Raw genomic sequence first — 20978 nt, 5'->3', positions numbered from 1 at the left:
AGCCGCCTTCCTGCGACTCGAATTAGTTAGCAGATACCATCTCTTTTTCAATCAACTGGATCAAGATATGAATCGCTTTGATATGAATTTCCTGAATACGATCGGCATAACCGAAATGGGGAACCCGGATTTCGATATCCGCAGTGCCTGCCATTTTGCCGCCATCTTTACCTGTCAGGGTGATGACCTTCATGCCCTTGGCGCGGGCAGCTTCAATCGCCTTAATAATATTGCCTGAATTACCTGAAGTAGAAATGCCAAGCAAGACATCCCCCTCGCGGCCGACAGCTTCAACATAGCGAGAGAAGACATAGTCATAACCAAAGTCATTGCTGACGCAAGAGAGATGGCTGACATCTGAAATAGCAATGGCCGGATAACCTGGGCGATTTTCGCGATAGCGCCCGGTCAACTCTTCGGCAAAATGCATGGCATCACAATGGGAGCCGCCATTGCCGCATGACAATACTTTGCCACCAGCTTTAAAAGAATCAGCCAATAGGACGGCTGCGCGCTGAATAGCATCGATATTCGCATCATCTTTCAGAAAGTTTGCCAGCGTATCTGCGGCTTCGTTCAATTCACTGCGGATTAAATCGTGGTACATGGGAGCCTCTTTTATAGTCCTATGGCATCAATATCTTCCTGCGCCAGTGTACCGGATCGTATAAACAGCGAGAAGCACTGTAATCATATTAGGCACAAGAGTTTTGGCGAAAATGACGATCAATTTGTGAGATAAGTTGTAAATAACATGTAATGGTATTGATAAAGATAATGAGATGAACTAAAACAAATGTATCACTCAACAGGTCAGACCTCCTACATCTCAGGAGCTTTATCATGATGGTTCTTAGCATTGTTGCCTTGCTGGTTCTTATTGGTGTGCTGTTCTATCACCGGGTGAACCTCTCTCTCAGCAGTTTGATTCTCGTGGTTTACACCGCAGCAATGGGTGCGTCGCAGTTATGGTCATACTGGGTATTATTGCCGCTGGTGATTGTTTTGCTGCCCCTACTGCTCACGCCACTCCGCCAATCACTGTTTTCTGCCCCGGCGTTGCGCATGTTCCGTAAAGTCATGCCAGCGATGTCACGGACCGAAAAAGAGGCCATTGATGCCGGTACGACATGGTGGGAAGGCGATTTGTTCCAAGGTCAACCCGACTGGAAGAAGCTGCATAACTACCCAAAACCGCAGTTAACCGCAGAAGAGCAAGCTTTTATCGATGGGCCGGTTGAAGAGGCCTGCCGTCTGGCGAATGACTTCGAGATCACTCACGAACTGGCTGATCTGCCGCCAGAATTGTGGGCGTATCTGAAAGAGAATCGCTTCTTTGCGATGATCATTAAGAAGGAGTACGGCGGCCTTGAGTTCTCTGCCTATGCTCAGGCTCGCGTGCTGCAAAAGCTCTCGGGTGTCTCGGGTATATTAGCTATCACGGTGGGTGTGCCTAACTCCCTCGGTCCCGGCGAATTGCTGCAACATTACGGCACTGAAGAGCAAAAAAATCATTATCTGCCGGGTCTGGCCCGGGGTGACGAGATTCCGTGTTTCGCCCTGACCAGCCCAGAAGCTGGCTCTGATGCCGGGGCGATTCCCGATACAGGCACCGTCTGCATGGGCGAATGGCAAGGCAAGCAGGTGTTGGGTATGCGCCTGACGTGGAACAAGCGCTATATCACTCTCGCGCCTATCGCCACCGTGCTCGGTTTGGCCTTCAAACTCTCGGATCCTGAACATCTGTTGGGCGAAACCGTGGACTTGGGGATTACCTGCGCCCTGATCCCCACCAACACCCCAGGGGTGGAAATTGGTCACCGCCACTTCCCGCTGAACGTGCCGTTCCAAAATGGCCCGACGCGCGGCAATGATATCTTTGTCCCGATTGATTACATTATCGGTGGGCCAAAAATGGCCGGGCAAGGCTGGCGGATGCTGGTGGAGTGCCTGTCGGTTGGGCGCGGTATTACTCTGCCGTCCAATGCGACTGGCAGCCTGAAAAGTGTGGCCATGGGCATCGGGGCTTACGCCTATATTCGCCGTCAGTTCAAAATCTCCATCGGTAAAATGGAGGGAATTGAAGAGCCATTGGCGCGCATTGCCGGTAATGCCTATGTGATGGACGCCGCCGCTATCTTGGTCACTAGCGGTATCATGCTGGGTGAAAAACCGGCGGTGCTCTCCGCCATTGTGAAGTATCACTGCACCCACCGTGGTCAGCGCGCCGTAATGGATGCGATGGATATCGCTGGCGGTAAAGGCATCTGCCTTGGCCCGACTAACTTTATCGCGCGCAGTTATCAGGGTGCCCCGATTGGTATCACTGTCGAGGGCGCGAATATTCTGACTCGCAGCATGATTATCTTCGGTCAGGGCGCGATTCGTTGCCATCCGTTTGTGCTCGATGAGATGGCTGCGGCACAATCCAATGATGTTGCTGCCTTTGATAAAGCGCTGTTTGGGCATCTGGGTCATGTCGGCAGCGCTAAGATTCGCAGTTTCTGGCTGGGCCTGACGAATGGCCGCACCAGCGCCACACCAGTGAAAGACAGCACGCGCCGCTATTACCAACAGATGAACCGCCTGAGCGCCAATCTGGCACTGCTGTCCGATGTCTCGATGGGTGTACTGGGTGGCAGCTTGAAACGTCGCGAGCGTATTTCTGCCCGTCTGGGGGATATTCTCAGCCAACTGTATCTGGCCTCGGCCACACTGAAACGCTATGAAGATGAAGGCCGCCAGAAAGAGGATTTGCCACTGGTCCATTGGGGGGTTCAGGATGCGCTGAATCAGGCAGAGCAAGCACTGGATGACTTGCTGCGTAACTTCCCGAATGGTTTGATTGCTGGGTTAATGCGGTTTGTGGTCTTCCCATTGGGCCGCGTGCATCAGGCACCTTCAGACAAACTGGATCACCAAATTGCCCAATTACTGCAAGTCCCATCAGCCACCCGTAGCCGTATTGGCCGTGGTCAATACCTGACACCGAGCGAGTTTAACCCGGTAGGCCTGCTGGAAGCCGCATTGCAAGATGTGATTGCCGCAGAGCCGATTCATAAGCGCCTGAGTAAAGAAGCAGGTAAGAGCCTGCCATTTACCCGCTTGGATCAACTGGCGAAACAGGCACTGGCGGAAGGGAAAATCAGTGCCGAGGAGGCCGCGATTCTCACCAAAGCGGAAGAGAGCCGTCTGCGTTCAATTAATGTCGACGAGTTTGAAGCCGATGAGTTGGCCGCCAAACCGGCAGTAAAGTCACCCGCGAAACAGCGGCATACTGAAGCGGCGTAATCGATCGACCTTATAGAGGTTATTGGCCTTATAAAGGTTAGTGTCTACTCAAGCCCCCAATGGTTACTGGGGGCTTTTTTTATTGCGCCTCTCTCTGGCACGATGGTCATCAAGCAAGCCACGGACAATCAAACCAAACTGCTCAGGCTTACCGGTAAACAGCACGCGATCGGGCTGCATCTTCAGCAGCTGGCGGCGCAAACTGTTGCGCCACTTGATATCCGTAATCAGCCGCACGGTCACCGCAATATAGTCTGGTAAATTATGGGTAATCAGCACTTCAGCCAACCCCAGTCGGCGAAATAGCCCTTCGTCGATATGCTCATGGACTTCAGATCCGCTCAGACACACACCGGGTAGCCCCTGACGCACGGTATCGACAATGCCATTGGTATTGCCAAAGGGGAATGGGCTAATAAAGAGGTCACACTGATTAATCACCTGTAAATAATCCAAATACCCCAAGTGTTCATACACGATGGCTTGCGGGACAATGTGATTAACTGCTTTTTCCATGACCCGATGGCTAATCCCCCAGCAAAAACCCACCAGAAAATGGAAGACCACTGGCGTGGTTGTTCGCTGAGTGATTTTTGCGCAAGTGGCTAAAAAGCGCGGATTAATCTTCATCGCGGAGGCACAAACCGCAATATGTACCGCTGGCCGCTCATAAAAGTGCCGAATAGGTTCGGGCTGACTGATATTGACCGGAGGCACATAGGGCAGGCAATCTTTGGGGAGCGGGATCACTTTTTCGGAGAAACAGGCCGTATCCCCCAAATAATCCTCTTCCACCAGCACCGCATCAATATAGTCAGAGTGTGTCGTCGCCGGGTGGCCTAACGCCATCACCTGTAGGGGGGCTAGCCGTAAATTGGTCAACGCCACGGTCAGCGGGAACATGCCGACACTGGGGAAATAGATCACATCTGGCTGCAACTGTTTCGCCAATGTCGCAATCGCCTCGACCGCACCTACCCGGCTCACTTCAGTGAAATCATCAAATACTTTCTGGGTGATAGCATCCGTGGCTTCGACAATGGTGACGCCATGGGTAGAAAACTGCGCACGGGCGGCACGCAAGGTACTGGAGTGAGTGCGATAGATAGAATGACCGCTGTTAAACCATTCTAAGATAACTAACATCAATGGCTTACTGCGTGATGGCGGAGGTAATTTGCTGTCTGACAGACCATTGTGAAGCAGTGCATGACGTAAATGAAAATTGATACTGCGCTTGATACGGTGCTTCTCTGCCCCATCCGCATAGCTGCAATGCATGTAAACATCGTGCAGGATACGCTCGGGTAGATGCTCGAGGCTCTCCAGCGTTAACAGCTTCTCCGGTAGCCAAGCCAGTAGAAACTCGCGCTTTGCGTGCCCTGCGGCGCTGGGTAAAATCCGTGGGGATAACAGGGCTAGAAACAGGGCTGCCGCCACACTGGGGTTAAATTGCCACAAGATATCCGGCTGAAGGGGAATGCCTGACTCAGGTAAATACATCAGACAAAATTTCAGGAAATTATTGCGCTCAAAACGCAAAGGATGCACACAGCCCTCCCCCGCCTGATTGAGATTGGTAATCACATGATCTGCATGTAAAAAAGGTGAGGCGGCAAAAATTAAGGCGATCCAGCGATGGAAATTAATCAGTTGCAAAAAACCTTTATCGGAAAGCACAAATCCGGGATCAGAAAACAGGGTGCCAATGGCGGCGGCCAGCCGACTACAGTAGTGTTCCTGTTCCTGTAGCGGCTGTTTTTTCAGGGAAAACACATCCCAGCGCCCATAGTGGGCATCCAACTCCTCCAACATAAACACCAATATCTGCCCCGCCTCTTCGTAACGCCGGGTGCAGACTAAAAACTCAAAATAGGGCAACGAAAAAACAGCCGGGCGCTCAATAACTGGCGCGATTTCAATGGGTTTCTCCACCATTTGCAGCTCTCCCTGACAATGTGCTATTCACGCTATTTTGGCTGACGGGTTGACCATCGGGGTTCCCATTTGCCGAGAACATGCTCGTCGCAAGGTGCCTGTTCACTGCCAGAGACACAAATCGCGATACTGATATTGGCCGTGCTATCTTGCGCTAATTCAAGCAGCGGGGATGAGGGGGCGTCGTGCCCTTCAAGGGAGCTGAGGATCTGAATGCGCATCATCAGTAATGAGTCGAACGCGTCCCCCTCGGTATGTTGTACTGTCGTCGTGCCATCCCCGACTGTTGTGCCGCTTGGGAACAGGGTTAGTGTTAGGGCTGAGGTTGAAGTTAGGACTGAGGTTGGGAATAAGGTGGGGATTGGCGTTAGCGTTGGCACTGGCGGTGATATGCCGTTATTGGCCCCGACAACCTGGGCTTTGACGAAAAGTTTGCCATTAATAGTGACATTTTCACCTATCAGCTCTGGCGGTACGGTATGCACCTGCGGCTGACCTGATTTCGCCTTTCCGCCAATCGCAATTTCAGTGATAAATGCATCATCATCAAGGAATACACCGCTACTCTTGCCAGAACTGCCATTCACGCGCCCCCCCGTCACGGTGCCATCAATATGCACCCCGTGACCCTCACCCGAAGCCTCCCCTTCAATGGCGCTATTGCCTTTATTGATTACTGGCCCGGTGATCTCGACTCCATGCCCCTCGCTGGCATGACCCGACAGCGAGGTATTTTCAAGTGTATTGTTGCCCGCCAATATCAGCCCCGTGCCTTTATCACCGCGAGCATCGCCGCTGATCACCAGCAGATCATCAGACCCGCCGCCCGTCAGGTCAGGATCTCGGCTGACCGCCACGCCCGTCCCATTCACGGTCATCCCCAGCACCGCACTGCCCTCACTGCCAGTAAGATCAGCGGTGATATGAACCCCCTTGCCGTCCGTACTGCTGCCATTGAGGGTGACATTATCCAGCATGGTGCTGCCTTTCACTTTGATACCGCGCCCCATGGCCGACGTCCCATTGAAGGTGCCACCGCTGAGCGCGCCGTTCAACTGCACCCCATCACCCTGTTTGGCGTGCCCCTCAACCGTGCTGTTGCTACTCACCAGCGGGGCGGTGATATCGAAACCAATGCCGCCAATGGCATTGCCCACCAGCGAGGTATTATCAAGGGTATTGTTGCCCGCTAATATCAACCCCGTACCTTTCTCACCACGGGCATCGCCACTGATCACCAGCAGGTCATCGGCGGCACCGCCCGTAAGGTCGGGATCTTCGCTGACAGCAATGCCCGTCCCATTCAGTGTCACTCCCTGCACGGAGCTGCCCCTGCTGCCGGTCAGATCAGCGGCGATATCGACCCCTTTACCATCAGCACTGTTGCCATTGAGGGTGACGTTATCCAGCGTGGTGCCGCCTTGCACTTTGATGCCGCTCCCCTCAGCGGAAGTGCCATCGAATGCGCCGTCGCTGACCGCCCCATCCAGTTGCACCCCCACCCCTGTCGTGGCCTTACCGCCGACAGAACTGTTGCTATTCACGAGCGGGCCGGTGATATCAATCCCCATACCGCTGATCGCTTCGCCCGCTAGCGAGGTGTTATCGAGGGTATTATTGCCCCCCAAAGTCACACCGCTACCGTTCGAGCCAGCCGCAATCCCGTTAATCACCAACAGGTCATCCAAACCGCCGCCAATGAGGGTGGTATCTCTCTCGATAGTCACCCCCACGTCATTGGCTGTCGTCCCTTGCACCACACTGCTTTGACTGCCATTCAGATTGGCGGAGATCTCAACCCCTCTGCCGTCAGTGCTGCTGCCTGTCAGTGTGGTGTTACTGAGCACACTCTCACCATCGATTTTCACCCCACTGCCATGGGTCGAGATCCCCTTGATACGGCTACTGCCTACCTTGCCATGGAGTTGCACGCCGATACCGCTGGCGGAAGTCCCATTGACAACACTCTCACTGAGTGATCCATTAACATAAGCCCCCATACCCGCACCGGACGCGGTGCCGTTTAATGCCGTGTTGCTGCTATTACTCAGTGGGCCGATGATATCCAGCGCAATACCGTCAACCGCCGATCCGTTTAAGCTGGTATTGCTTAAGTCGTTATCGCCATTTATTTTTATCCCAGTACCGGCTTCGATTATCGCCACGCCTTGCAGCATCAATAAATCTGCCTCGCTGGTGCCTGTCACACTTAAACCCTCTCCAATATCAATGCCATAGCCCGATCCATCGGTCATTCCGTTAATGGTGCTGTGGTTAATGCCGTTGATACTGCTGGTTATCTCCACCCCTTTACCATGGGTACTTGTGCCATTGAGCGTGGCATTATCCAAAGTGCCATGGGTCACTACATTGGAGCCTGACAATGAATCAATCTTCACCCCACTGCCATTGATCGACTTGCCGGTGAGAGTGGTGTCGGTGATGGTGGTATTCCCGCTAATGATCAAACCCTCGGCCTGCGTCGAACTGCCCGTCACATTAATCCGGTTAATTTGATGCTCTGCACTGAAAAGGCGGAACCCAATATCTTCGGTACTGGTGCCTTCAAGGGTGACGGGGCCAGTACTATTGTTAACCACGCCAGAGAGAGAGACTCCTGTGCCAGTCACACTGCTGCCTTTGATCAGGGTGTCACCGTCGCCATTGAGTATCAGGGTGTTATTGCTGGTAGGGAAATTAATCCCCGCCCCGCTGGTTGAACGCCCCTCCATTTTTAAGGAGCCATGGTTATTGATCGTTAATTTTTTAGGGCTGACATAAGCTATGCCATTTCCGCCAGAGGTATCTTGAGCACCACTATTTTCACCGAGGAGAGATAATTGGCTCCCTTTCGCCACATCCAATGTATTCGTGCCATAAAAAGTGATGCCGTTACGTGCCGCACTGGTGCCTTCTGTTTCACCGCGAAAAGCGATATTCCCTTCAACAGATAAGCTGTTATTGGCTCTAAAAATAATGCCCACGCCCTGTGTCGTATTCAACGCTTTACCCATCAGCGACCCGCTTTTGGCTTTTATACTGTTATTATCACCCATGCTGAAAACTGAACTGGCGGAAGAGGTTAAAGCGGTCATTGTCTCAGCATAAACCGTCACGTTACCCGCAGTGGCATTAAGCTCGACATTGGTAAAGTTAACATCCCCCGTGCTGGTGGATGAGCCATTGATATCAATATTTTTTCCGGTTGATATCAGGCTAACATTCCCTAAGTTGATCGATGAACGTTGACCCGCACCACGACTATTTTTACCTGTAAGGGTAATATTCCCTTGAGCGGAGAGCGTATTCCGTGAACTCTCTGAAAGCCCCTGAATAATAATTCCTTCATTAGCACCACGGGATACCCCATTCAATGTCATATCTCGGTTAGAGCTTAATGTTGAGTTTGACTTAATCCAGATCCCTTTACTGCTTGCTTGGGTGACAATGGTGTTGATATTAATATCACCCACTGCGGCTGTTATGTTGGCATTATCCAATATGACACCACCGGAGCCAGTGATATCAGAAATAATATCAATGTCACTCGCCGTAATATTAACGCCTTTAAAGGATGCACTTTTAAGCCCGCTGGTCTTTGAGGTAAAGGCACCCTTATTAGCCACAATATTGGCATTCTCAACATAGGTGTTAGTGCCTGATGCAGAGCCATTATTGTACGATATGATTGATATATTATTTCCAGCAGAAATATTCATCCTATTATTCGCTGAAGTGCCATTGATTTTTACCGCATCAAAATTACCCGTTATATTGGCATTGGTCCCAGAGATACTATTTCCCACCAGAGTGATATTCTGGCTCGCCGTCATCCCACCATTACCTTTGAATAAGAAGCCGGTCGTCGGAGAGGTCAAATTCGTTTTAATATCACCCGCTTTAGCCGTAAGGTTAGTATGAGTCATCACTAAACCGTCAGAATCAGTGATATTACCATTCAGTGAGATCGTGTTAGCGCTGATATTTGTGTTAGTAAAGCTGCCGTTTTTGGTGCCACTCATATTGACATTAAAATCACCGGCACGGCTCTCTATATTGGCATAGTCGACCACCAAACTGGTGCCGACTTCTTGCCCTGAATTCTGCCCTACCATCGAAATATCGCCCTCAGCGGTCATGTTCACATTACTCGTCGAACTCCCTCTGATCTTGATTCCATCAGCCCCTGCGGCAATCGCGGTTGTCTTACCGTTGAGAGCAATATTGCCACTCGCGCGCAGAGTACTATTACCTGAAATTCCAATCCCCTTATGGGTTGTTGTTGCATTGGCATTAATATTGCCGGAGGTGGCATTAATATGACTGCCATTTAATAAGATACCATCCGCGCCCGTAACACGGCTTTCAAGGCTAACACTCTGCCCACTGACCTGCGAACCGTTGAGATAAATACCTTGATTCGTTGCAGTGAGAACCTCGCCCTGTAAATGAATAGAAAGGTCGCCTGATTTAGCGGTTATCGTGCTGTTATTCAATGAAACCCCACCCAATGCGGTGCCATTAGCCTCAATTTTAACCTCTTTATCACCGGCAATAGTTACATTAGTGAATGAGCCCATCCATGCACTCTTAGCGTTGGAATTCATCGTGAAGGTCATATTTCCTGAGCCGATTATCGATGAATTATCGGTTATCTCTATCCCACGCCCCCCTTGCCCATTAATATTGCTACTCTCCCCAGAGATATGAACCTCACCAGCGGCACTGATATTAGCAGCATTGCTGAGATTGACCCCCACCTGTGATGTCATTCCCGCATTCCCTTCCAGAGTCAGATTGCTGACACTATGCTGCCCCCCTATAATGGCGATATGTGTCTTGTTATTTTTACCCGCATGTCTGGCAACCAGATCTCCTCCATTTAATAACAGGACACTATTATTTAATGTAATCATGGAGTCTTCTTTAGAATTGCCCGCCAATAGATTTAAATTTAACTTTCCCGTATCAGAGGTAATATTATTCTCAACATTAATATTACCATCCGCATATAATGTTAGCGTAACATCAGTTCCAGCCTTTTTATTGATATCGGCCCGCAGAGTGATATTGCACCCTTGGCAATTGTTATTCAGTTGACTATTACTGGTCATAATAGTCACATTTGCCCCCCCATCAAGATGGGAATTGATGCTGCTATTCAATATTTGAGACATATTGGCTGTCGGGGTAAAAACCTGCGCATTTGACGTATATTCAGCAGGTATATCACCGACCTGAATCGATGTACCGGTCTCAGCACCACTATCAACAATCGTGACCTCAGCCGGATCAAGTAACCAATGCCCCTTGATCCCCCGATTGGCGATAACATCAACTCGACCAAAAGCCGTTAATAGCTTCGCACTGGAGGTTTCAACCTGCCCACCACGCCCTGACTGTGGGCCACCACTGGCATGAATATCCCCCTTAAAATGGGTGTAACGCTCAGACCACAATACAACAGTTCCGCCATCCCCTTGACGCGATGCGGAGGCATCAATACTTGCACCATTCTCCATTACGACTGAATCGGCATTTCTTATCTGGTTATTTTTACCCTGCCAGCCCCCGCCAACAAAGACAGCCCCCCCTCCTTCCGATCCATGGGCATCAATTTTACTCCCGGCAACCAAATGAATATGTTCCCCTTCCAGAATCGCCCGCCCCCCACCTCCCTGTGGGTTACTGACATCTGCCGCCCCTCTATGGCTTATAACCCCATCGGTGCCACCGTCTAGATGAATAACCCCATTCTTTTGAGTCAATCCACGGGCTTGCAAAATACCTGAGTTATCAATCACCGTATTCATTAGCGCATCTTTGCCCCGTGCGGTTAGCTGAATCACCCCACCATCAGCTTTAATCAGCCCACCATTTTGTAACAGGGTAATCACCTGTTCCCCCTGAATTTGTACCCCGAGCAAGCGACCTTCATCTAGATCCAGCGTGACACTGCGCCCGGCCAGCAGCATCGTTTTCCCCTGTGGGGTTTCAATGATGCCGGAATATTGGTTATCCACTTGCTGCCCCACCAGCGCGATATAACCACCCGGAGTGACACTTAAGTTGGCCTGATTAATGATGCTGCCTTCGTGCTTACGGCTCTTTAGCCTATATCGGCCATTGATAAAATCTTTATCAGACATTGACTTAGTGCTAGCCAGCAGCCCGCCAACATTCACTTCTGCCCCTTTCCCGAACAGCACGCCATTCGGATTGAGCAGAAAAATCTGACCATTCGCCTTGAGGCTGCCATTGATTTGTGACCCATTGCTGCCCAACACTCGGTTTAGCGCGATACTTTGGCTCCCCGGCTGCTGATAAATAACCGTGTGCCCCTGCGCAATGTCATAACTCCCCCAATTAATCGCCAATTTATCCGTTTGCTGGGTCACGGTTAGCGTGGTGTTATCCACATTCAAACTGCCTTGACCAACCACAATATTGCCGTTAACGGGCAGTGAGGGATTCGCCAATATCCGCGAGGGCAATGTGCCCAGCGCTAATCCCACCATGACCACCAATCGACTTAATATTCCGGCTCTAGGATGATTATCTTTAATTAAAGCCCCGCCCATAGACGAAAACGATTGACCATAAGATCGCGCAAATTCGCTAACAGCCACTAAACATCCCAAACGACGACAGAAAATATGTTTGTATAATTTACTGTTCATTGTTTATATCCCTTAAATCAGCCGATCGGCCAATAAGCGCTAAAACATCTTGTAAGCGCTAAGCCAAAGCTGATCGTTATCCGGATTACTCGCCACGGCCTGACCGGTTCGGTGTGCCCAAGTCAGATTTAGGGCGTAATCTGCCGGACGGGCGAAAGTAATATAGGCACCAAAACCCGATAAATTGATGTTATTTCCAGACACATTCGCGATTGGCTGGCGATAATAAGCCCCCCATCCCTGATCAAAGAATCCTGCAATTGTGATTTGATTCCCCACGCCAGCCCATGCAGGAAAGGGGGGTTGCCAACGCGCACGCAATTCAGTGGTAAACACCGTGCCTTTATCCACCGCCCCCTCGCCAATACCATAAGCACGAACTGCCAATGGCCCACCCAGTAACAGTTTTTGTGAGCTATCCAAATTCTTACTGGCCATTTGACCGGTAAATTGGTTGAAAAATGAGAAAGTTGAAGAGAGAGCCGTAGTATCAAAACTCTGATCATGGCCCGCGCGATAATTAAAACGGGCAAAGGTGCCGCTGACTCCCGTCACAGAGTCTATGCTTTGGCTAAATTCGTCATCCAGTGAAAGATGACCCGACGTGCCCAGTAAATTGAAATGGCTAAGTCCACGGGGTAATGCGCTAAATGTTCCCCCAATACCCAACTCGCCCGCATTAAGATGACGTTTTTGTTCGGGTATCATATTCAGTGAATCACGCATCCTCGCATTATAATAACCGGCATTCGCATCAATCCTTGCCGCTGAATCACGTATCCACGGATGACGTAAGTTAACTCCCCAAGTATCGGAGTAACCATGTGCATCCAAAGGCTCGAACGGTCCGGTCAAGGTATAATTTAAATGACTATAATCAAGTGCCGCTCGGCTACCATAATTATTAATAGGAAAGTTATAATCAAACTGCCCACTAAAAACATCAGTCGAGCTGGATAGAATTAAGTCTGTGCGTAGTTGATCACCCCAGCCCGTTATATTATTGATTGCACCGCCGGCTAATAGCCGATTATGACCAGAGTAGTCATTACCCTGATTGTCCAGACCGAGATAACCCATGGCTATTGGGGCTGGTTTAATATCGGCATAAATTCGCGTGGTGCCCGATTTCGTTCCTGGTTTTAATGCCAGAGATGCCTCGACACCCGGTATTTCATTCAGAATCAATGCGGTCCGTTCAAGACGGGATAATTCTGCGGGTGAGGCTGCACACTCTTTTTCACCAAAGATCCCGACATGTTTAATACAACTATTACTTTCAATGACAGCGGTAGCAAATTGCGTATTCAAGCGGCTCTGATTATTCACTTCTGGTTTATCGAGTTGGCCAGCAATAACACGCACCACAACGGTGCCGTGATGAACAGTTTGCGGCGGTAATATTGCCTGAGCCGCTATCCATCCTTGCTGCCGATAAAAACCGGTTATTGCCGATACCATGGTTTGTAAATCAGAAAAGGTTAATGACTGGCCTAGCCAAGGGGCAATCACTGCTTGCAGATTTTTATTACTCCCAGAACGGTCTGAGCCGGAAGAATACAATAATAGTGTATCTCCCTCTAATCTAACCTCACGTAGCGTAATTTGTGCCAACGCAATACGGTTATTTGGTGGCGAGGGTACAAGTAATGGCGGTACTTCAATATCTGCCGCCTGTGGTGCAAGCAGTGGCTCTATCGTGGTTTGCCGTATTTCATTGCCAATAGTTCCCGCATTAGGCACAGGTCTTACGGGTGGTGCTGAAATGAGTGATGAACAAAAAAAAACAAGAAATAGTATTATGCAAAGCTTAACTAATTGATGACGACATAAATTTGCGGAGTAATAAAAACATCGCATACAAATACGCCCACGTAGAATAATAGGAGTGACACCAACTAAAACAATAACAATCATTATTATTTAATGCTGGCCCGAGCGGTTAACCGCTTTCAATTGGCGATTGATAGAATTATTGAATAAAATAAGCATCAAAATAATACATTACCAATTTTTCCTCATGGAAATAAACGTACTCTTTAATATGGCAGACTAATATATCAATCATATTTATCACAAATAGTTATTTAAGATAAAAGAGAAATCAATAACATTAAATAATAGTAAGTTGTTATAAAAAATAATTTCACAACTGTTTTTTTGATATTAATTACAAAAATAACCATATAACACAATGAATAATAGGGGTTTATAAAAAAACACGCCTCCGCAATAATAGTATCGACTCAGATTTATATATTAAAAAGTTATATAAAAAAGAAAGGTGAGAAAAATAATACTAACAAGGCGAGTCAGTGGTATATCAATATTCACATAAAAATAGATAGTCAATAATAAATAAAAAACCTGCATTAATTTGCAGGTTTCACGATGCACCAAAGGCTCTCTTGCTCAGTGAGCAAAAAGGTTTGATCATCCATTTTGCCGAATGCGAGCCACTAGATCATCAATGCTGCCAATATGGGGTGCCGCTAATATCAGGGTAGACCCCAGACTTAATGCATGGCGTTGGCATGATCTGCGCATCTCATCATCAGTGATGCTATCCAAATCCGCCACATGCGCCAAACCAATGGTGCGGCGAATCAACTCACTGCCGCAATAACCAACCGCATCAACCCAAACCTGTTGTAGAAACTGTTGTGCGTACCCCTCTGTCGCCAGAGATGAATCCTGCGTTTTTTCCTGACTTAACGCCACAAAGCGATGAGAAAATGTTTGCCAAATCAGGTGGATATCCTTCAGCCGCTGCTCACGCCCTGCCGCCGCATCACGAGGTCCAGCCAGCCCGGGTAAACCACAATAATTCAGCAGTAAGTTCCCCAACGCCGTACCGATATCAAACCCGATGGGACCATAGAAACCAAATTCAGCATCAATGGCTTTCAATCGACCATCAGCGACAAAAATAGAACCGCTGTGAATATCACCATGCAGCAGTGCCTCAGCTTTACTCAGGAAGCGATGTTTTAGCGACGCCACTGCCAGCTTGAGTCCATTATCCTGCCGCAACGCCAACACATCCGGTAAGAGCGCTGGGTCGAAATTATTGCGCTCATGGTCAATATAGGGGTCAGTAAAGAACAGATCTTCGGTGATTTGGCACAGTTCAGGATTGGTATAGCGACTTACGGCCGCCTTTTTAGCTTGCGCAGACTGATAAAAATCTGAGGTATGGAATAGGGTTTGTGCCAGATACTCGCCCAGTTGCGAAGCCGCCTGCGGATAATATTTCCCCTGAATCAGTTCACTACGCCAGATTTCATGGTCAGATAAGTCCTCCTGCACCATCACGGCCAGCTCCGCATCGTGATGCAGCACATTGACCGTGTGTTGCGGGCAGAATTGGCTATGTGTCAGCAAGGTTTCGGCCTCAATTCTGGCGCGATCCAAGGTGAGCGGCCAAGATTCACCAACACAGCGGACATAAGGTAGCGCCTGTTTGACAATCACCCGACTGATGCCCGCCGCATCACGGATTTTAAACACCAGATTAAGGTTACCATCCCCAATTTCATCTGCCGTGACTAGGGTCAGCGGATCGGCCACTTGACCAAATTGACGAGCGTATTCAACGGCATCCGCAGCAGTAAATGTATAGTAGCGCGACATCTTCAACCTCTTTGTTCTATCCTGATTTTGATCCACTCACTGCCAACCATTTGCTGAGCCGTGAAATTATTCTGCATTAATGTAAAAGTAATTTTTATTTAGACGTAAAAGAGTATGGACGTCTACACATCCGTATGGCATGTTGGCAGAATAAGAAACCAGATGCAATAACGCAACATGGATTTAACTGACAATGCAGACGTTTAACAAGCCCACGCTACCTACGATCACTCGACAAACGATCACTCTACAAACGACCAGCTTAAAAATTGTCGATAACCAGCTTTGGATACTAGACCAGCAGGCACTGCCACAGCGTCAGGAGTGGCTTTCAGCGGATAGCGTGGCATTGCTGATTGAGCACATTCAAACACTGCGCGTCCGTGGTGCGCCCCTTATTGGCCTCTCCGCCAGTCTATTGCTGGCCTTGTTGGCACAGCGCGGCTTATCACAGGCTCAGCTTGAGCAGGCACTGATTGCGCTGCGGGAGTCGCGCCCGACTGCCGTGAATTTGATGAATAATTTGGCACGGATGCAGCAGGCGCTATTGCAGGCCAATTGGGTCGAGGCCATGACCTACGAGGCACTGCGTCTGGTGGAGGAGGATCGCGAATTGTGCGAACGCATTGCTCAGCATGGTGCGGCATTGGTTAAGCCGGGCAGCAACCTACTCACCCACTGCAACACGGGCGGGCTAGCGACGGCAGGCATCGGCACTGCTATCGGCGTGTTACTGCGCGCACATCAGCAAGGCAATATTCGTCAAGTCTGGGTGGATGAAACCCGGCCTCTATTACAAGGTGGGCGCTTAACCGCTTGGGAGTTGGGTGAACTGGGCATTCCATATCAATTGATTTGTGATTCGATGGCCGCCAGCCTGATGGCTCAAGGCAAAGTGGATGCTGTCTGGGTCGGCGCGGATCGCATTGCTGCCAATGGCGATGTGGCAAATAAAATTGGTACCTACAGTCTGGCAGTATTGGCCCACTACCACCGCATTCCCTTCTATGTTGCCGCCCCGCACACCACCCATGATCCCGCTTGCCCTAATGGCGCGGCGATCCCCATTGAGCAGCGGGCCGCCAGTGAAGTGATGGGAGTGACGGGGAGTTTTGGTCATTGCCAATGGGCACCCGAAAGTGCCTCCGTGTACAACCCGGCGTTTGATGTCACTCCGGCAGCATTAATCAGTGGTTGGGTATTAGACAGCGGCGTTATCACGCCAGAGCAAGTCGGCGCAGGCTTCTTCCAGCCTCAGCGCTAGCGAGATGTTGCTCTCTGGTTGATAAGAGGGCTGATAGGCGGGGAAATGTTCCGAATCGGTCGTAACGACGTGAGCCGTCGGAGCGCCCATCGGTGCTGTCGCCCCGCCAGATTCCGGACTATAAAATAGGTTTTATCTCTATTATGCTAAACGCGGATAGGCATCGGCGATCTTATCGCCGGTGAAATTCGCCACCCAGCCCTCTGGATTATCAAACACGCGGATCGCGGTGAAATTGGGTGCTGATCCCATATCAAACCAGTGGCGGGTATCCGCTGGCACTGACAGCAAATCATTCTTTTCACACAGAATTTGATAAATTTTGCCGTTGAGATGCAAGCAAAATAGCCCGAAACCCTCAACGAAAAAGCGTACTTCATCTTCGCCGTGTGTGTGCTCGGACAAAAATTTCTGCCGCAAAACTTCGCGCTGCGCATTGTCGGGCCGCATACTGATCACATCCCAGCTCTGATAGCCTTTTTCAGCCACCAGCCGGTCAATTTCATGCTGATACGCCGCAATAACCGCTTCAGGTTGTGGGTTCTCACCCAGCTCACGATCCGCCTGCCAGCGCTCAAAGCGCACGCCAATCGCCGTCAATTGCTGCTGAATCTCGTCCGCATCACGGCTCTGCCACAGCGGCTGCTCGGGCTGTTGGTCACTGAAAATCGTTAATCCGCTCATGCTGTTATATCCTCTGCTCACGATTTAAAATTGGCTAAATCAATCTGATCGAAACGGTTTACTTGGGGGTGATGGCTCTCGTTGTCAGGGAGATCACGAATTAACTGGCAGGTGTGCCAGCCCGCAAGTTGTGCGGCATCCAGCTCTTGGCGGATATCAGACAAAAACAGCAAGTCTTGCGGCGCGAGAGCTAACTGGCTGGCAATATTCTGATAAGAGGCAATTTCGCGTTTTGCCCCCACATGGGTATCAAAATAGCCGCTGAACAGGGGGCGTAAATCCCCCGCATCACTGTAACCAAACAGCAATTTCTGGGCCGCGACCGAGCCGGAGGAGTAGACATACAGCCCCAGCCCCTGCTGTTGCCAATCCGCCAATTGTTGAGCGACTTCTGGATAGAGATGGCCGCGAAAATCCCCTTGCAGATAACCGGTGCGCCAGATGATGCCTTGGATGGCTTTCAGCGCGGTGGATTTGCGATCTTCATCCATAAAACGGTGCAAAGCAGCAATCAACGTTTCAATATCAGCATCTGGCTGCGCCAGTTCGTGGCGCAAATCCGCCAGCGCCCCAGCAATATTGTCATCCTGTTGATGTTCAAGCAAAAAAGGGGTCAGCCGTTCGCGCGCATAGGGGAATAGCACTTGATGGACAAAACGGATATCCGTGGTGGTGCCTTCAATATCGGTAACAATAGCCTGAATCATTGAGCCTCTCCTTTTGGCAAACTCACCTCTAGCAACCGCCGTTGCAGTTCACACTGGAACAGGAACTCCAGCCCTTCCAAATGGCGACGAGCTTCAGCCACACTCGCCCCCCAGCAATAGAGGCCATGACCACGGACCAAAAAGCCGTATTGTAACGGGCGGTTATCGGCCAGTGCAGCCACCCGTTGTGCCAACGCCGGAATATCCTGATCATTATCAAAAATCGGGATCACCACGCTATCCAGATGGCTGCGTTGACCCGATAACGACTTCTGCATTTCGTAGCCTTGCAGCACTAACTCATGGCTGCGCTCGACCCGTGATAGCACGGTGGCATTCACCGAGTGAGTGTGTAGCACCGCATTGATTTCAGGATACAGGCGATAAAGTAAGGTGTGCAGCCCCGTCTCTGCCGAGGGAGTACGACCACTGGGAACATGGTTATTCGCGGTTTCCACCAGCAAAAAATCGTTGGCGGTCAGACTACCTTTATCTTTGCCAGATTCGGTCACCAAACAGTGAACCGAATCCAGTCGCAGGGACATATTACCGCCAGTCGCCGGGCACCAGCCTTTCTCGCCGATCCAGTGGCAGGCGGCTAACAGCGCGCCAAGTTGTACATTCTCTGTCATTGCATATCCCTGTTGTGGTGTTGGTGTGCCATAGCATGTTGCCACGACCATCATCCCGACGGCGATGTTTAGCACATTTTTATCTATGCTTAGCAAATTACGTCATTTAGCCGTTTATACATCTAAGCGTCTTGATTGCCAAATCTTAACATCGTGTTATATTTACGACAACATACAGCTGACAGCAATATTTAGCGCCAGGAGTCCTCCCCTGCCATGAGCAACTTATCTTTTATTCCCGACAGTAAATTGCCTGCACAAGGCACCACCATCTTCACGCAAATGAGTACCTTGGCGCAAAAACATCAGGCGATTAACTTGTCGCAGGGGTTCCCCGATTTTGATGGTCCAGACTACCTAAAACAGCGTCTGGCCCACCATGTCAGCCAAGGTGCTAACCAATATGCCCCAATGGCGGGGGTAGCTCCGCTACGCCATGCTATCGCCGAGAAAACGGCTAACATCTATGGCTGGCGGCCCGATGCGGATAGCGAAGTCACCATTACCACTGGGGCCAGCGAAGCTTTATTTGCGGCGATTACCGCGTTGGTGCGCCCCGGCGATGAAGTGATCTGCTTTGATCCGAGCTACGACAGCTATGCGCCAGTGGTAAAATTGGCGGGTGGCATCCTCAAGCGTATTGCGCTCACGCCGCCAACATTTACCACGGATTGGGCTGAGTTCGCCGATCTGGTGTCAGAGCGCACGCGGTTGGTGATCGTCAATACCCCGCATAACCCGTCGGCGACCGTGTGGCGAACAGAAGATTTTGAGCAACTGTGGCAAGTGATTGCCCAGCGCAATATTTATGTGCTGAGCGATGAAGTGTACGAACACATCTGCTTTAGTGCCTCGGGTCATGCCAGCATCTTGGCGCATCCCCAATTGCGTCAGCGGGCGATTGCCGTTTCATCGTTCGGTAAAACCTTCCATATGACCGGATGGAAAGTGGGCTACTGCATCGCCCCTGCGGCCATCAGTGCTGAAGTGCGCAAAATTCATCAATACCTGACATTCTCAGTGTGTACGCCGGTGCAGCTAGCGCTGGCCGATATGCTCACTGCCGAACCTGAACATTGGCAACAGTTGCCGGCATTTTACCGCGCTCGCCGTGATCGCTTCATTAATGCCCTGTCCACCAGCCGCCTGAAAATCCTGCCTAGCGAGGGCACTTACTTCCTGCTGGCTGATTACAGCGCCATTTCAGACCTTAATGATGTTGAATTCTGCCAATGGCTGACTGAACATGTGGGTGTGGCCGCGATACCTTTATCGGTGTTCTGCGAAGGCCCCTTCCCCCATAAACTGATCCGGCTCTGCTTCGCCAAACAGGAGGCTACGCTGGACGCCGCTGCGGAGCGATTATGTCAACTTTAAAACTGACGCTGCTGCAACAGCCGCTGGTGTGGCTGGATGCGCAGGCTAATTTGCGTCACTTTGAGATGCTGCTGGAGCCACTGCGCCAGCGCGATCTGATTGTGCTGCCCGAGATGTTTACCACCGGTTTCGCCATGAACGCGGCTGAAAATGCGCAGCCAGAAGCCGAAATCGTCGGCTGGTTGCGCCACTGGGCTAGCCAAACGAATGCGATGATCGGCGGCAGTGTGGCGTTGAAAATAGCCGATGGAGCTGTTAACCGTTTTCTGCTGGTGGAGCCGGGCGGGAAGGTTCATCACTACGATAAACGCCACTTATTCCGCATGGCCGATGAGCACCACCACTATCTGGCGGGTATTGAGCGCAAAATCATTGAATGGCGCGGTTGGCGGATTATGCCGCAAATCTGTTATGACCTGCGCTTTCCGGTGTGGGCGCGCAATCAGCAAGACTATGATTTGGCACTGTATGTGGCGAATTGGCCCGCTGCCCGCACTAAACAGTGGCAAACCTTGCTGGCGGCGCGGGCGATAGAGAATCAAGCTTACGTCGCGGGTTGTAATCGCGTCGGCGATGATGACAACGGCCATCACTATCAGGGCGACAGTGTGATTCTGGAGATGCAGGGCGAGGCTTTGGTTCAGGCAGAACCTGAGCAAGCGGCACAATTGGATGCCGAATTATCTTTGGAAGCCTTACAGGCTTATCGCAAAGCATTCCCTGCTTGGCGCGACACCGACAAATTTTTACTGCTGTAATCCGAGTCGGCAGT

The 20978-nt window shown here is 50.4% G+C and carries 12 protein-coding genes; 4 read left to right on the top strand and 8 right to left on the bottom strand.

Annotated features, from left to right (window positions below; translation table 11 throughout):
- Positions 1 to 22 precede the first annotated feature (22 nt).
- Positions 23 to 607 (bottom strand): D-sedoheptulose 7-phosphate isomerase, encoded by a 585-nt coding sequence (gene lpcA / locus HRD69_RS10265; RefSeq protein WP_004873523.1) that lies wholly within the window; start codon positions 605 to 607, stop codon positions 23 to 25.
- 236 nt (positions 608 to 843) lie between these two features.
- On the opposite strand from lpcA, the gene fadE reads away from it, so the two are divergent.
- Positions 844 to 3291, top strand: coding sequence for an acyl-CoA dehydrogenase FadE (gene fadE, locus HRD69_RS10260; RefSeq protein ID WP_004873524.1), 2448 nt, complete (start codon positions 844 to 846; stop codon positions 3289 to 3291).
- A gap of 63 nt (positions 3292 to 3354) precedes the next feature.
- Here fadE and HRD69_RS10255 read toward each other — a convergent pair whose 3' ends face one another.
- The 4 genes from HRD69_RS10255 to mtnK all read right to left on the bottom strand — a co-directional run bounded on the left by HRD69_RS10255 (position 3355) and on the right by mtnK (position 15542).
- Complete coding sequence (locus tag HRD69_RS10255; RefSeq protein WP_004873525.1) at positions 3355 to 5229, bottom strand: hypothetical protein; 1875 nt, start codon at positions 5227 to 5229, stop codon at positions 3355 to 3357.
- Positions 5230 to 5261: 32 nt separating this feature from the next.
- Positions 5262 to 11909: a two-partner secretion domain-containing protein gene (locus HRD69_RS10250; protein WP_152412071.1), complete on the bottom strand. Its 6648-nt coding sequence runs from the start codon at positions 11907 to 11909 to the stop codon at positions 5262 to 5264.
- Between the two features lie 39 nt (positions 11910 to 11948).
- Positions 11949 to 13769, bottom strand: a complete 1821-nt coding sequence (locus HRD69_RS10245; protein WP_172984613.1) for a ShlB/FhaC/HecB family hemolysin secretion/activation protein — start codon at positions 13767 to 13769, stop codon at positions 11949 to 11951.
- 573 nt (positions 13770 to 14342) lie between these two features.
- The gene (gene mtnK / locus HRD69_RS10240) at positions 14343 to 15542 is read right to left on the bottom strand and encodes an S-methyl-5-thioribose kinase (RefSeq protein WP_004873530.1); all 1200 of its coding nucleotides are present in this window, start codon (positions 15540 to 15542) and stop codon (positions 14343 to 14345) included.
- 193 nt (positions 15543 to 15735) lie between these two features.
- Here mtnK and mtnA point away from each other — a divergent pair, with 193 nt between their 5' ends.
- Complete coding sequence (gene mtnA / locus HRD69_RS10235) at positions 15736 to 16806, top strand: S-methyl-5-thioribose-1-phosphate isomerase (protein ID WP_004873531.1); 1071 nt, start codon at positions 15736 to 15738, stop codon at positions 16804 to 16806.
- A gap of 141 nt (positions 16807 to 16947) precedes the next feature.
- On the opposite strand, the gene HRD69_RS10230 is transcribed toward mtnA, so the two are convergent.
- Genes HRD69_RS10230 through HRD69_RS10220 form a run of 3 tightly spaced genes read right to left on the bottom strand, consistent with a single transcriptional unit; the run spans position 16948 to position 18829 of the window.
- A complete protein-coding gene (locus tag HRD69_RS10230) occupies positions 16948 to 17490 on the bottom strand; it encodes a 1,2-dihydroxy-3-keto-5-methylthiopentene dioxygenase (protein WP_004873532.1) in 543 nt (180 codons plus the stop codon).
- Positions 17491 to 17507: 17 nt separating this feature from the next.
- Positions 17508 to 18197 (bottom strand): acireductone synthase, encoded by a 690-nt coding sequence (mtnC, locus tag HRD69_RS10225; RefSeq protein ID WP_032812997.1) that lies wholly within the window; start codon positions 18195 to 18197, stop codon positions 17508 to 17510.
- The gene (locus HRD69_RS10220; protein WP_032812998.1) at positions 18194 to 18829 is read right to left on the bottom strand and encodes a methylthioribulose 1-phosphate dehydratase; all 636 of its coding nucleotides are present in this window, start codon (positions 18827 to 18829) and stop codon (positions 18194 to 18196) included. The genes mtnC and HRD69_RS10220 overlap by 4 nt, the downstream gene beginning before the upstream one ends.
- 216 nt (positions 18830 to 19045) lie before the next feature.
- On the opposite strand from HRD69_RS10220, the gene HRD69_RS10215 reads away from it, so the two are divergent.
- Positions 19046 to 20206 (top strand): pyridoxal phosphate-dependent aminotransferase, encoded by a 1161-nt coding sequence (locus tag HRD69_RS10215; RefSeq protein ID WP_004873535.1) that lies wholly within the window; start codon positions 19046 to 19048, stop codon positions 20204 to 20206.
- Positions 20194 to 20964 carry an amidohydrolase gene (locus tag HRD69_RS10210; protein ID WP_032812999.1) on the top strand — a complete coding sequence of 257 codons (771 nt, stop codon included), beginning with the start codon at positions 20194 to 20196 and terminating at the stop codon, positions 20962 to 20964. The genes HRD69_RS10215 and HRD69_RS10210 overlap by 13 nt, the downstream gene beginning before the upstream one ends.
- Positions 20965 to 20978 lie beyond the last annotated feature (14 nt).

This window comes from Yersinia mollaretii ATCC 43969 (genome assembly GCF_013282725.1).
Taxonomy (GTDB): domain Bacteria; phylum Pseudomonadota; class Gammaproteobacteria; order Enterobacterales; family Enterobacteriaceae; genus Yersinia; species Yersinia mollaretii.
This window is presented reverse-complemented; position numbering and strand designations above follow the sequence as displayed.